This is a genomic window from Streptomyces sp. NPDC088387 (genome assembly GCF_044753385.1).
Taxonomy (GTDB): domain Bacteria; phylum Actinomycetota; class Actinomycetes; order Streptomycetales; family Streptomycetaceae; genus Streptomyces.
The window spans coordinates 531,828-543,440 of the sequence record NZ_JBIVNC010000006.1 but is presented as its reverse complement, the minus strand read 5'-3'; the positions used below and the strand labels follow the sequence as shown (position 1 = coordinate 543,440).

Annotated in this window: 9 protein-coding genes; 7 read left to right on the top strand and 2 right to left on the bottom strand. The window is 71.4% G+C overall.

The annotated features are described in order from the left end of the window. The first annotated feature begins 174 nt into the window (after positions 1-174). The 6 genes from ACIQAC_RS19325 (at position 175) to ACIQAC_RS19300 (ending at position 7,575) form a co-directional block, all read left to right on the top strand. Positions 175-708: a DinB family protein gene (locus tag ACIQAC_RS19325; RefSeq protein WP_402192604.1), complete on the top strand. Its 534-nt coding sequence runs from the start codon at positions 175-177 to the stop codon at positions 706-708. A gap of 114 nt (positions 709-822) precedes the next feature. Then, positions 823-1,605 (top strand): SDR family NAD(P)-dependent oxidoreductase, encoded by a 783-nt coding sequence (locus ACIQAC_RS19320; protein WP_402192602.1) that lies wholly within the window; start codon positions 823-825, stop codon positions 1,603-1,605. A gap of 258 nt (positions 1,606-1,863) precedes the next feature. Beyond that, positions 1,864-4,110, top strand: coding sequence for an ROK family protein (locus ACIQAC_RS19315; RefSeq protein ID WP_402192600.1), 2,247 nt, complete (start codon positions 1,864-1,866; stop codon positions 4,108-4,110). A gap of 488 nt (positions 4,111-4,598) precedes the next feature. Then, entirely contained in the window at positions 4,599-5,216 is a 618-nt protein-coding gene (locus tag ACIQAC_RS19310) for an SGNH/GDSL hydrolase family protein (RefSeq protein ID WP_402192701.1), read from the top strand. A gap of 23 nt (positions 5,217-5,239) precedes the next feature. Then, the gene (locus tag ACIQAC_RS19305) at positions 5,240-6,547 is read left to right on the top strand and encodes a glycoside hydrolase family 71/99-like protein (protein ID WP_402192598.1); all 1,308 of its coding nucleotides are present in this window, start codon (positions 5,240-5,242) and stop codon (positions 6,545-6,547) included. Between the two features lie 59 nt (positions 6,548-6,606). After that, positions 6,607-7,575: an acetylxylan esterase gene (locus ACIQAC_RS19300; protein ID WP_402192596.1), complete on the top strand. Its 969-nt coding sequence runs from the start codon at positions 6,607-6,609 to the stop codon at positions 7,573-7,575. Between the two features lie 17 nt (positions 7,576-7,592). Here the strand turns inward: ACIQAC_RS19300 and ACIQAC_RS19295 are convergent, their stop codons facing one another. Further along, entirely contained in the window at positions 7,593-8,486 is an 894-nt protein-coding gene (locus ACIQAC_RS19295) for a LysR family transcriptional regulator (RefSeq protein WP_402192594.1), read from the bottom strand. 114 nt (positions 8,487-8,600) lie between these two features. Beyond that, the gene (locus ACIQAC_RS19290; protein WP_402192592.1) at positions 8,601-9,203 is read right to left on the bottom strand and encodes a TetR family transcriptional regulator; all 603 of its coding nucleotides are present in this window, start codon (positions 9,201-9,203) and stop codon (positions 8,601-8,603) included. A gap of 126 nt (positions 9,204-9,329) precedes the next feature. Here ACIQAC_RS19290 and ACIQAC_RS19285 point away from each other — a divergent pair, with 126 nt between their 5' ends. Beyond that, a complete protein-coding gene (locus tag ACIQAC_RS19285; protein ID WP_402192590.1) occupies positions 9,330-11,552 on the top strand; it encodes an MMPL family transporter in 2,223 nt (740 codons plus the stop codon). The last annotated feature ends 61 nt before the right edge of the window (positions 11,553-11,613 follow it).

Genomic DNA, 11,613 nt, shown 5'->3' with positions numbered 1-11,613 from the left:
GCAGCTTGCCCAACTCATACAGGGCGCTTATAGCCGGATTCAGCGGGATCCTCTACCGGACCCCACCTGCCCTGCCTACCTTTACCGGCATACGCGGAGCCGATCGCGGCCCCGCCCATGACCGGCCCACCGAGGGAGGCACAGGCCCCCTCCCCGACCCACACAGGCGGAGCCATGCATGACCTCACCGCGCTACTGCGCGAGTACGACCTCGCCCGCGCCTACACCGACGAACTGTGGAAGGACCTCACACCCGACGAGGTGACCTGGCGCCCGGAGGAGAACTCCAGCGCCATCGGCTGGCACCTGGGTCACCAGGCACACGTCGCGCACTTCATGGTCCGCAACCTCACCGCCGCCGAGCCCAGCCCCGACCCGGAGTTGGACGGGATCATGGATTCGGCGAACCCGGAGAAGTTCCGTGGTGCGCTTCCCACGGTGCGGCGTCTGACCGAGTTCCGCGACACCGTCGCCGAGCGCGTCCACGCCCGGATCGGCGACATCGCCGCCGGCCGTGTCGGCGCACCCACCCAACTGGCCGTCGTCGGCTCGGTTCTGCTCACCGCGCTGATCAACCACGAGTACCAGCACGACCAGTGGATCGGCGAGGTGCGGTCCGCGTCCCTCGGCCACGCCCTCCCGGACGACCCCGCCTCCGACCGGATCGGCCGCGTCGACGGCTACCTCACGCTCAACCCCTACGCCTGAACGACCCCGGTACCGACCCACCCGGACACCCGACCCGCCCTCACACCTGGCCCGGCCAACCCGCACATCCGGCCCGGGTCGCCTACTCACCCCACCTCACATCAGGAGCACCACATGTCCACCCACCACCCCGACTTCACCGGCCAGAAGGTCATCGTCGTAGGAGGCACCAGCGGCATGGGCCACGCCGTGGCCCGCCATGTCCTCGACGCGGGCGGCACCGCGGTCATCACCGGACGCACCCAGGCCGGCGCCGACGCGGCAGCCTCCGAGCTGGCCACCCACGGCAAGGCGGTGGGCCTGGCCGCCGACCTCACCGACCCGGACGCCGTGGACCGTCTGCGCACCACCCTCACCGAGCAGCACGCCGACGCCACCCTGCTCGTCAACGCGGCCGGCGTCTTCGCGCCCAAGCCGTTCCTGGAGCACACGGCCGAGGACTACGACCGCTACCAGGCCGTCAACCGCGCCTTCTTCTTCCTCACCCAGACCGTCACGGGCAACATGGCCGCCCGGGGCGCGACCGGATCCGTGGTCAACATCGGCTCCATGTGGGCCCACCAGGCCGTCGCCGCGACCCCCTCGTCGGCGTACTCGATGGCCAAGGCCGCCCTGCACTCCCTGACCCAGCACCTCGCCATGGAACTCGCCGTCCACGGCATCCGTGTCAACGCCGTCGCCCCGGCCGTCGTACGCACCCCGATCTACGAGGAGTTCATCCCGCGGGCCGCGCTCGACTCCACGCTCGACGGCTTCAACTCCTTCCACCCGCTGGGCCGCACCGGGACCCCCGACGACGTGGCCGCCACCGTCACGTTCCTCCTGTCGGACCGGACGGACTGGGTCACCGGCGCGGTCTGGGACGTCGACGGCGGAGTGATGGCCGGCCGCAACTGACCCCCGCGTCGCCGCCCGAGCCGCTCGGAGTGCCGCATAAATCCCATGGATTGATCGACGGCGACGCCCTGTTCGGCAAAGCCGGCCCGCCCGCTCTTGCCGGGCGTTCGGCCGCCGTGTAGAGATGGGGGCGTAGAAAGCGCATACATCGAGGTGGTCGGCGCTGCGGCGGGCCTCGGTGGGTTCGGGGGGCGCGGGTGCCGAGGTGGACCGGACGGCCACTAAGTACCTTTCCAGCCGACGGCGTTTGAGAGGACCATGCCGAAGTCGAGCCGGTTGTCGCTGACGGACGGGGATCTCGCCGCACTCGGTTCGTGGGCGGAGGGCAGGAGGGACCGGGCCGTTCGGCTCGGCGTGGTGCTGGACGCGGCGGCGGGCCTGTCCGTCTCCCAGAGCGCGCGAAGACTCGGCATCTCCCGCCCCACGGTGACGGCCTGGCGGCAGCGGTACGCCGCGCACGGGCTGGCCGGCCTCGAACACCGGCCGCGCAGCGGTCGCCCGGCACGTATCGACGAGGCCGATGTCGTCGCCGCGACCCTCGCGGGACCGGCCGCACCCCAGCGCGCCTGGTCGGCACGGGCGCTCGCCGACCACCTCGGGATCTCCCACACGGCCCTCGGCAAGGTGTGGCAGCGCTGGCACGTCCGGCCCGGCGAGGCCGGCACGGCGCTGCTTCTGCCGGTCGATCCGCCGTTGCCCTGCCGGCGCCCGGAGCTCCTCGCGGCGGGGTCGTCGGCGGACGGTTCGGCGTTCGTGGTGGTCGCCGAGAGCGTCCCCACACATCAGCCGCGGTACGGGGGCGCGACGGCCGAGGAACGGCAGATGCGGTACGCGGCACTGAGCGCCGTGATGCGGCAGACGCAGCCGGGAGACACGGACCGGGCGACGGCACCAGCACCGGTGCGGGCACCGGCACCGACCGGCGACGGTTCACGACAGGCGCGGCCCGCGGAACCCCGGGCCACTGCCGCGGTCCCGCCCGTGGTGCCGCCCGTGATGCCACCGTGGGTCACCCTGCCCGGGTCCGCACGCCCCCTGCACGTCCTCACCTGGGGCGATGCGACGGGTCCGGTCGGGCTGCCGGCGAGTGCGCGCCGGCATCGGGCCCCTGCCGCCATGAGCTGGCCGGCGACCGTCTGTCTGCTGGCCCAGCTCGAACTGCGGCACCAGCCGCACGCCGCCCGTGTGGCGCTGGACTCGCTGGCCGACGCGGCACGGCATCTGCCCGAGGCGCCGCCCGGCACACCGTTCCGGTGGGTGCGCGAGACGCGCAAGGAGACACGGCCCCAGCGGCGCGGTGTGCACCGCGCGTTCGACCAGATGGCGTTGGGCTCCTACAACGAGAAGCTGGTGATCGAGTCCGTCAGGGTCAAGGGGTCGCTCAGCCGCGTCGAGATCGCGGAGCGCACCGGGCTCACCCCGCAGGCGGTCTCCCGTATCACCCGGGGCCTGCTGACGACCGGGTTCCTGCTGGAGGAGGGGCGTCGTTCGACGGGCCGGGGCAAGCCGCGTGTGCCGCTCACCCTGCGCCCCGACGCGGCGTGTGCCATCGGGATCCACATCGACCCGGAGAAGATCACCCTCGTACTCGTCGATCTGTGTGGCACGGTCCGGGCCGGCCGTTCGCTGGCGCTCACCGCGCAGAGTGATCCGCGGACGTGCCTGGAGTGGATGCGGCGGACGACGGCGCAGACCGTCGCCGAGGCCGGGCCGATCGCGGCGAAGCTGCTCGGCGTCGGGGTCGCCGCGCCGGGTCCGCTGGACGTGCACGAGGGGGTGCTCCTCAACCCGCCCCTGTGGAAGGGATGGAGCGAGGTTCCGCTGCGTACGGAACTCGGGCGGGTGCTGAACCTTCCGGTGATCCTGGAGAAGGACGCGACCGCGGCCACGATCGGTGAGCAGTGGCTGGGCGCCGGGGAGAGCGGTACCGACTTCGTCTATCTCTATCTCGGTGCGGGGGCGGGCAGCGGGGCGTTCCTCAACGGGGACGTGTACCGCGGCGCCTCCGGCAACGCCGGTGAGTTCGGTGAGCTGACCGCCTACGCCCTCGACCGTGTGACGCCCGAGGGCGGGCCCGCGATGGTGCCCGAGTGCGCTCCGATGTCCGCCGTGGTCGCCCGCGCCCTGGAGGCGGGGCTCACCCTCCCGGAGGGCGAGGGCAAGTACGACGCCGTGTGCCGGGCGGCGGCCCAGGGCGACACCCGCGCGATCACGGCGATCCGGCAGGTGGCCGGGGTGGTGGCACGAGGTGCGGTGGCCATGACGGATCTGTACGACACCGATCTCATGATCATCGGTGGACCCGCGGTCCCTCCCGAGGTCGCCGAGCTGTATCTGGCGGAGATCTCCGCGTCGGTGAACCGTTTCCCGATGGCGCGGCGGGTCCGTCCGGTCCGGGTGACCTACTCGACGCTGAGCGCCTCCGCGGCGGCGGTCGGCGCGGCGGCGGGTGTCTTCCACATGTCGTTCGCACCGCGCCTGCGCACACACAAGGGCGCCGCCTGACGCCCGGTAAGCGCTGTCCTCCCGACCGGTCGTGGCTCCCCCGGCCGGCGATCCCCGCGACGCCCGCGCCGGGCGGCGAACTCCCCCGACTGTAAAAGTACTTACGCCCCACGCGCGCGGCGGCAACGAGCGCCCGGCTCGTCGTACGAAGTCGGTCACAGTGCGGACGCCGCCAGTTCACACCGCGGAAACGTCCGGCGCGCTGGAAGAAAACAACGTTTCCAGCCGCGAACGCGGTCGGGCGGAACGGCGCGGAAGTGTTGACGCGACCGGGCGCTCTGCATTTCCTTGCTCAAGGCACCTGGTCATCCCGCTGCCCCATCCCCCGAGCAAGTCGACTCCGTCCCCCACGGGAGTTCTCGATGTCTTCCTCGCTGTCCCGACGTACGGTGGTTTTCGGCGGCGCGCTTGCCGCGGCCGGACTCACACTGAACCGCCTCCCCGCCTCTGCCGCCGTCCCGGGTGAATCCAATGGGGGCGTGCGCATCATGCCTCTCGGCGATTCGATCACCGACGGATTCACCTCGTATCCCGGTGGTTACCGGGTCAGGCTCTGGCAGTTGCTGGCCGCCGCCCGCCACACCGTCGACTTCGTCGGCTCGATGACCAACGGCCCGGCGGAACTCGGCGACCACGACCACGAGGGTCACTCCGGCTGGCGCATCGACCAGCTCGACGCGCAGATCGGCACCTGGCTCCCGCAGTCCGACCCGCGCACCATCATGCTGCTGATCGGCACGAACGACCTCAACCAGAACCACGACATCGCGAACGCCCCGGCGCGCCTTTCCGGACTCATCGACCGTATCCGGGCCGCGAAGCCGCGCTGCGAACTGTTCGTCGCCACCATTCCCCCGCAGTCGAACGCCACTCTCGAAGGCCGGGTCCGCGCCTACAACGCGGCGATTCCCTCCGTGGTGGCCCAGAAGGGAAGGCGCGTCCATCTGGTGCGTATGTACGAGGCGCTGACCACGGCCGATCTCGCGGACGGAATCCACCCCACCAAAGCGGGTTACGACAAGATGGCGCCCGTTTGGTACAACGCGCTGCGCGCCGTTCCCTCCTCGCTCGTCCCGCTGCGGACAGCCTCCGCATCCACGCGCTGAACTCCGCACAGGAAAGGTCTGACATGAGCGAGCACAACCATTCCCGAAGGACATTCCTGCGCGGCGCGGGAGCGCTGGGCGCCGGAGCGGCCGTATGGGCCGGGGCGGGCGGCCTCTCCCAGGCAGGTGCGGCCCCGGTCGCCCAGCAGGCCGGCAGCGCGGCGGCCGCCGCCGTCAAGGGCAAGGTCTACGTCGGCTACCAGGGCTGGTTCGCCTGCACCGGCGACAACTCCCCCGTCAACAAGTGGACCCACTGGTCGACGGGCACCTCCCCGTCCCCCGGCAACCAGACCTTCGAGCTGTACCCGGACATCTCCGCGTACCCCGCCGCGGGCCTCTACCAGACGGGCTACGCGAATCTCCGCAACGGAACACCCGCCAAGCTCTTCAGCTCGCACTCGACCGCGGTGGTCGACCAGCACTTCCGGTGGATGCAGCAGCACGGAATCGACGGCGCGGCCCTTCAGCGCTTCGGCAGTGACATCGTTGCCATCGACCAGCCGCGGTTCCGGCAGCGCAACGAGATCCAGTCCAAGGCACGGGACGCGGCGCAGAAGTACGGGCGCGGCTTCTACATCGAGTACGACATCAGCGGCCTCAACGACGCCAACCTGGTCTCGGCGATCCGGACCGACTGGACGAACACCATCACCGGCAGTCTCGGGCTGACCAACTCGCCCGCGTACACCCGCGAGGGCGGCAGGCCGGTGGTCCATCTGTGGGGCCTCGGGGTGTCCAACCGGGCGGGCACGATGGAGGGTTCACTGGAGCTGGTCAACTGGTTCAAGAACAGGGGCTGTTACGTCATCGGCGGGGTGCCCCGCGGCTGGCGTACGGACTCCAACGCCAAGCCCGGGTTCGGGCCCGTGTACAACGCGCTCCACATGGTCTCCCCGTGGAACGTCGGCAACTCCGTCGTCGACCAGCAGCTGTTCAACGACGACATGGCCCGGCTCCGGGCGAACGGCCAGGACTACCAGCCGGTCATCTTCCCCGGCTTCGCCTGGTCCAACTGGAAGCCCGGGTCCCCGAGGAACGAGATCCCGCGCAGGGCGGGCAACTTCATGTGGCAGCAGGCCGTCGCCGTGGCCCGCTGCGGGACGAGGTCCGCGTTCATCGCCATGTTCGACGAGTACGACGAGGCCACCGCCATCGCGCCGGCCGCGACGGACGCGTCGCAGATCCCGGCGAACCAGTACTTCCTCACGCTCGACGCCGACGGCACACGGGTGTCGTCCAACTTCTACATGCGGCTCTCCGGAGCGGCCACCCGCATGATCAACGGCTCCGCCCCGATCAGCACCACCATTCCGGTTCCGCCCGTCGGCTGAATCAGCCCGTCGGCCGATCTCCGGAATCCGCAAGCCCTTCACGACAAAGGCGGCGACTGATGCCACTGTTCGACCTGCCCCTGCACGAACTTCAGGGGTACCGCAGTTCGTCCGTCGAACCCTCGGACTTCGACGCGTTCTGGGACAAGACCCTGGGCGAGGCCCGCGCGCACGACCTGGACGCCCGCTTCGAGCGGGTGGAGACGGGCCTTTCGACGGTCGAGGTGTACGACGTGACGTTCGCCGGGTTCGGCGGCCACCCCGTCCGGGGGTGGCTGCGCCTGCCTGCCGGCGCCGCCGAACCCCTGCCGCTGGTCGTGGAGTTCGTCGGCTACGGCAGCGGGCGCGGCCTTGCGCACGAGCGTCTGCTGTGGGCGTCGACGGGCCGGGCGCACTTCGTGATGGACACCCGCGGCCAGGGAAGTTCCTTCGGCAGTGGCGGTGCCACGCCGGACCCGGTGGGTGCGGGTCCGGCGTACCCCGGCTTTATGACCCGGGGCATCGAAGCTCCCGAGAACTACTACTACCGCAGGGTGCTGACGGACGCCGTACGGTCCGTCGAGGCGGCACGCTCGCACCCCCTGACCGACGCGGCGCGGACCGCGGCGACGGGAGGAAGCCAGGGCGGCGGGATGGCTCTGGCCGTCGGCGGCCTGGTGCCCGACCTCGTCGCGGTCGCCCCCGACGTGCCGTTCCTGTGCGACTTCCCGCGCGCCACCGTCCTGACCGACCGTCCCCCGTACCGGGAGATCGGGCAGTACCTCAAGACACACCGTGGCCGTACGGCTCAGGCGCTGCGCACTCTGTCGTACTTCGACGGCGTGCACTTCGCCGCGCGGGGGCGGGCGCCCGCGCTGTTCTCGACCGGCCTGGAGGACACGACCTGCCCGCCGTCGACCGTGTTCGCCGCGTTCAACGCATGGGGTCACGAGGACAAGGCGATCGAGGTCTACGACTTCAACGACCACGAGGGCGGCGGCCCGTACCAGGAAGCGAGGAAGATGAGCTGGCTCGGGTCCTACGCCTGACACCGGGCCGTACGGCGTCAGGTCCCGCCGGCGCGGGTGGACGCGAGGCTGTCGGCGAGGTGGAGCAGGTCGTCGCCGAGCGGGGAGTCGGCGCTCCACACCGCCTCGAAGGAGATCTGCACCTCGCGGCCCGCGTCCACGAGCGGCCGGTGGGGCACGTCGGGGGAGGTGAGCTTGGACCGGGGGACGATCGCCGATCCCAGGCCCAGCCTGGTCCAGTCCTCGAGGACCTGGTAGCCGGCGGCCTCACCGGGATACGTCAGCAGGGGCATCTCCTGTGCCTCGAAGAGCTGACGGGTGAAGGTGGTGAGCCCGCAGGTGTCCGGCACGAGGATGAAGCGCTCCTTGCCGGCGTCCTCGAGTTCGAGCGGGGCCGCGTCCGCCGCGTCGGGGGTGACGACGACGATCGGCTCGACGTCGATGACCCGGTGCTCGAAGCGGGGCATCGCGGCCACGGCCGGGATCAGGATGATGTCCAGTTGACCCGCGAGGAGGCATGCGCGCAGGTCCTGCATGTTCGCCTCGCGCAGGACCAGGTCGCGTGGCGCGGGCAGGTCGCGGACCACTCCGAAGGCCTGGGCGACCAGGCGCGAGCCGATCAGCGGCGACATGCCCATACGGATCTTCTGCTGGGCCGGTTCGTTCAGCCGCCGGGCCTCCGCACCGACGGCGTCGAGCGCGACCAGCGCGCGCTCGACCAGCGGCAGGATCCGGGCACCGAACGCCGTCTGGGTCACACCGCGCGGGGACCGGTCGAAGAGCCGGCCGCCCAGGCGCTCCTCCAGCTTGGCGACGCCGTTGGACAGGGCCGGCTGTGTCACGCCGTACGCGCGGGCCGCCGCGCTGAACGACTTGGTCTCGGCCACCGCCTGCGCGTACCTGAGTCCTTCGAGATTGAGGCGCTCGTTCATAGCCATGCCTTATCGCCGGGGTGGGTGCTGTGCCGCCGCGCAACGCCTTCCGGCTGGGGCTACGGCGGTACGTCCGCCCGTCCAGGATAACCAGCCGATATGAGTGCCGGGGAGTCACGGCCCGTCCAGCGCCTCGAAGGCCTCCCGGACCAGCCCGCTCAGCCCGCCGATGGTGCGCCCGGTCTCGCCCAAGTCGGCTCGTACGGCGAACAGCGCTCGGATCGCGGCGACGCCGGCCCGCGCCTTGACCGCCGCCCGGAGGCGGATCCTCGCGTGATCCTCGTCGGGGGCGGAGAGTGTGAGGCGTTGGCACAGGGCGTCCGTGACGGCTTTCTCCAGGTCGAAGAGGAGGAACCGGTCGGTCTCGGGGCCCAGACGTGCGGGCGGGCCGGTGATGAACACGGCCGGTGGGACGTCGTACTGGGCGCCGAGTTCGAGGACGGCGTGGAGCAGAGCGGTGTAGGGGGGCTCGTCGGCGGGCCGGTCGAGCAGGAGCCGGGTGAGGCGCGGGATGAGTTCGCGGACCTGGCCGGCGACCAGTGACTCCTTGGTGGGGAAGTAGCGGAAGAAGGTGCGTTCGCCGACGCCTGCGGCCTGGGCGATGTCGCGGACCGTGGTGTTGGCGAAGCCGTGCTCGTCGAAGAGACGGGAGGCCGCGTCCTCGATGGCCTTGCGCGTCTTCTGCTTGTTCTGTTCACGGCGTCCGGGACTCTCCATGCCCGCGATCATCTCCTCCCGCGCCCGCCGATCAAAGTGGCAGTGCTGCCAGTTTTCTGTAAAGTGGCAGCGCTGCCACTTTATGTGCCGGGGTGATCCCCCGCACCTTCCACCTGGAGCACTTCCATGGCCACCCTTCTGTACCGGCTGGGCCGGGCCGGCTTCCGCCGCCGCAAGCTGGTGCTCGCGATATGGCTTGCCGTACTGGCCGCCGTGATCGCCGCGATGTCGCTGTTCGGCGGCGTCGCCAAGCTGGACAACGACTTCTCCATTCCCGGCTCCGAGTCCCAGCAGGCGCTGGACACCATGGGCCGCGAGTTCCCCGGAACGGCGGGCACGGGCGCGCAGCTGGTGTTCACCGCGCCGCCCGGCCAGAAGGTGACCGAACCCCGCCTCGCGGCGGCGATCGACGCCACGCTCGCCGAGGCCGCCAAGGCTCCGCAGGTCGTCGGGGTGACCTCGCCGCAGCGGGCCGGGACCGTCTCGGCCGACCAGCGGGTGGCGGTGGCCGAGGTCTCGTACGCCGTGGACGAGGACGATCTGCACGCGGGCAGCCTCGACGCCCTGGACGATGCGGCGGCGCCGGCCCGCGCCGCGGACCTCGACGTCGACCTCGGCGGTCAGGCGTTCGGCGGCGGTGGCGCGGAGCCCGGCGCGCAGGACCTGATCGGTGTGGCGGTCGCCGTGGTCGTACTCGCGATCACGTTCGGCTCGCTGCTCGCGGCGGGGATGCCGCTGCTGACCGCGCTCGCCGGTGTCGTCGCGGGCGTGGCCGGAGTGCTCGCGCTGACCGGCGTCGCGGACATCTCGTCGACCGCACTGACCCTCGCGCTGATGATCGGCCTCGCGGTCGGCATCGACTACGCGCTGTTCATCCTGACGAGGCACCGCGCGCAGCTCGCCCGCGGTGACGATCCCGAGCACGCGGCCGGCACGGCCGTGGGCACGGCGGGCGGGGCGGTGGTCTTCGCCGGCCTGACGGTGATCATCGCGATGGCGGGCCTATCGGTGGTCGGCATTCCGTTCCTGACCGTGATGGGCCTGGCCGCCGCGTTCGCCGTACTCGTCGCCGTCGCGGTGGCGCTCACCCTGCTGCCGGCGATCCTCGGCCTCGCCGGACGGCGCCTCGCCCCGAAGCCGGGCTCGCGGGCCGCACGCCGCGAGGAGGCCGTCGCCGCCGACGAGAAGGTGGCGGCGAACGCGGGTGAGCGCTGGGTGCGGCTCGCTACGGCCAGGCCGTGGCTGACCGTGCTGGTGGTGCTGGGCGCGCTCGGCGCGCTGGCGTGGCCCGCGAGGGATCTCGCCCTGGCCCTGCCGGACAACGGATCGGCCCCGGCGCACAGTTCGCAGCGTGCCGCGTACGACACCGTCGACCGGGCGTTCGGGCCCGGGTTCAACGGCCCGCTGGTCGTCCTCGCCGACACCGGGGGCGCCGACTCCCCCAAGGCCGCGGCGGACTCGATCGCACAGGACCTCCGCGGATTCGACGACGTCGCCGTCGTGACGCCGCCCTCGCTGAACAAGGACGGCACGTACGCGGTGATCCAGGTGGTGCCGAAGAGCGCCCCGGACGCGCAGGCGACCGAGGACCTGGTCACCACCATCCGCGACCGGGAGCACAGCGTGCGGGAGGAGACCGGAGCGACGATCCGGGTGACCGGGCAGACCGCGGTGGCCATCGACGTGTCCGCCCAGCTGTCCTCGGCGCTGGTGCCGTTCGGCGCCGTCGTCGTCGGACTGTCGCTGCTCCTGCTGCTGGTGGTCTTCCGGTCCGTCGTGGTGCCGGTGAAGGCCGCACTGGGGTTTCTGCTGTCGGTCGCGGCCACCTTCGGTGCCACGGTGACCGTCTTCCAGAACGGGCACCTCCAGAGCCTCGTCGGGGCGGACGGCGCGACCCCGATCGCCTCGTTCCTGCCGGTCGTCGTCATGGCCGTACTGTTCGGACTCGCCATGGACTACGAGGTGTTCCTCGTCTCGCGCATCCACGAGACGTACACCCACACCCGCCGGCCCCTGCACGCGGTTCACACCGGCGCCCGGCACAGCGCCCGGGTCGTCACGGCCGCCGCGCTCATCATGGTCTCGGTGTTCGCCGCGTTCGTGCACAGCGAGTCGATGATCCTCAAGCAGATCGCGTTCGCGCTGGCGCTCGGCGTCCTGATCGACGCCTTTGTGGTCCGCATGACGCTCGTACCGGCGGTCCTCGCCCTGACCCGGCACGCCGCGTGGTGGCTGCCCGGCCGGCTGGGCAGGTGGCTGCCCGATCTCGACATCGAGGGCGCGCGGCTCACCGCGGGGCTGCCCGCTCCCCGGGAGGAACCGGCGCCCGCCCCGGCGGCACACGGCTGAACCTCGGCCCGAGGATCTTCTCCCCGGACCATTGACTGTTTGCTATAGCAGGGGCAGTCTT

What these genes read in the sequence shown, in the direction of transcription:
- ACIQAC_RS19325 (WP_402192604.1), top strand. Translation starts at nt 175, where the DNA reads ATGCATGACCTCACCGCGCTACTGCGCGAGTACGACCTCGCCCGCGCC.
- ACIQAC_RS19320 (WP_402192602.1), top strand. Translation starts at nt 823, where the DNA reads ATGTCCACCCACCACCCCGACTTCACCGGCCAGAAGGTCATCGTCGTA.
- ACIQAC_RS19315 (WP_402192600.1), top strand. Translation starts at nt 1,864, where the DNA reads ATGCCGAAGTCGAGCCGGTTGTCGCTGACGGACGGGGATCTCGCCGCA.
- ACIQAC_RS19310 (WP_402192701.1), top strand. Translation starts at nt 4,599, where the DNA reads ATGCCTCTCGGCGATTCGATCACCGACGGATTCACCTCGTATCCCGGT.
- ACIQAC_RS19305 (WP_402192598.1), top strand. Translation starts at nt 5,240, where the DNA reads ATGAGCGAGCACAACCATTCCCGAAGGACATTCCTGCGCGGCGCGGGA.
- ACIQAC_RS19300 (WP_402192596.1), top strand. Translation starts at nt 6,607, where the DNA reads ATGCCACTGTTCGACCTGCCCCTGCACGAACTTCAGGGGTACCGCAGT.
- ACIQAC_RS19295 (WP_402192594.1), bottom strand. Translation starts at nt 8,486, where the DNA reads ATGAACGAGCGCCTCAATCTCGAAGGACTCAGGTACGCGCAGGCGGTG.
- ACIQAC_RS19290 (WP_402192592.1), bottom strand. Translation starts at nt 9,203, where the DNA reads ATGGAGAGTCCCGGACGCCGTGAACAGAACAAGCAGAAGACGCGCAAG.
- ACIQAC_RS19285 (WP_402192590.1), top strand. Translation starts at nt 9,330, where the DNA reads ATGGCCACCCTTCTGTACCGGCTGGGCCGGGCCGGCTTCCGCCGCCGC.